At 74.4% G+C, this 1,015-nt stretch carries 1 protein-coding gene; it reads left to right on the top strand.

Translation table 11 applies throughout. From position 1 onward, the window contains the following. Nucleotides 1-45: 45 nt before the first annotated feature. A partial coding sequence (locus tag C6N75_RS29400; protein ID WP_105871876.1) for an MCE family protein occupies nt 46-1,015 on the top strand: 970 nt, incomplete at its 3' end.

The raw sequence follows: 1,015 nt of genomic DNA, 5'->3' as shown, positions 1-1,015 counted from the left end.
GCAGGAGTCCGGCGGCCAGGCCGGTGAGGCCGCGGGCGGCACCCGGTGAACCCCCGCCGCCTCACCGGCCTGGCCGCCGGACTCCTGCTGGTCGCCGTCGCCGCCGCCTCCGGGGTCACCGCGCTGGACCGCTCCGGCGACACCCGGGTCACCGCCCTCTTCGCGCGCGCCACCGGCGTCTACGAGGGCAACGACCTGCGGGTCCTCGGCGTCCGCGTCGGCACCGTGGAGGAGATCCGGCCCCGCGGCGCCCAGGTCGAGGTCGTCCTGCGGATCGAGGACGACGTCGCCCTGCCCGCCGACGCCCGCGCCGTCATCGTCGCCCCCAGCCTGGTCGCCGACCGCTACGTCCAGCTCACCCCCGCGTACACCGGCGGCCCCCGCCTCGCCGACGGCGCGGTGCTGCCCGCCGACCGCAACGCCGCCCCCCTGGAAGTGGACGAGCTGTACGCCTCCGTCACCGAACTGAGCAAGGCCCTCGGCCCGGACGGCGCCAACGCCGACGGCGCGCTCGCCGGACTCCTGGACACCGGCGCCGCCAACCTCGACGGCAACGGCAAGGCCATCGGCGACTCCATCGAGCAGTTCGGCAAGGCCGCCCGCACCCTCGACCGGAGCGGCGACGACCTCTTCGCCACCCTCGCCCAGCTCCAGACCTTCACCACCATGCTCAAGGAGAAGGACACCACCGTCCGCGACGCCGAACGCAAACTGGCCTCCGTCACCGGCTTCCTCGCCGACGACAAGGAGAACCTGGCCGCCGCCCTCACCGAACTCGGCACCGCCCTCGCCACCGTGAAGACCTTCATCGAGGACAACCGCGGCAGCCTCAAGCAGAACGTCGACCAACTCCTGCCCGTCACGCAGGCCCTGGCCGACCAGCGGGCCTCCCTCGCCGAACTCCTGGACACCGCCCCGCTCGCCGCCGGCAACGCGCTGGCCGCCTACGACCCCGTCCACCGCACCCTCAACGGCCGCGCGAACATCAACGAACTCAGCCCCGGCGCCCCCGGCC

The organism is Streptomyces solincola (assembly GCF_002982015.1).
GTDB lineage: Bacteria > Actinomycetota > Actinomycetes > Streptomycetales > Streptomycetaceae > Streptomyces > Streptomyces solincola.
This window is presented reverse-complemented; position numbering and strand designations above follow the sequence as displayed.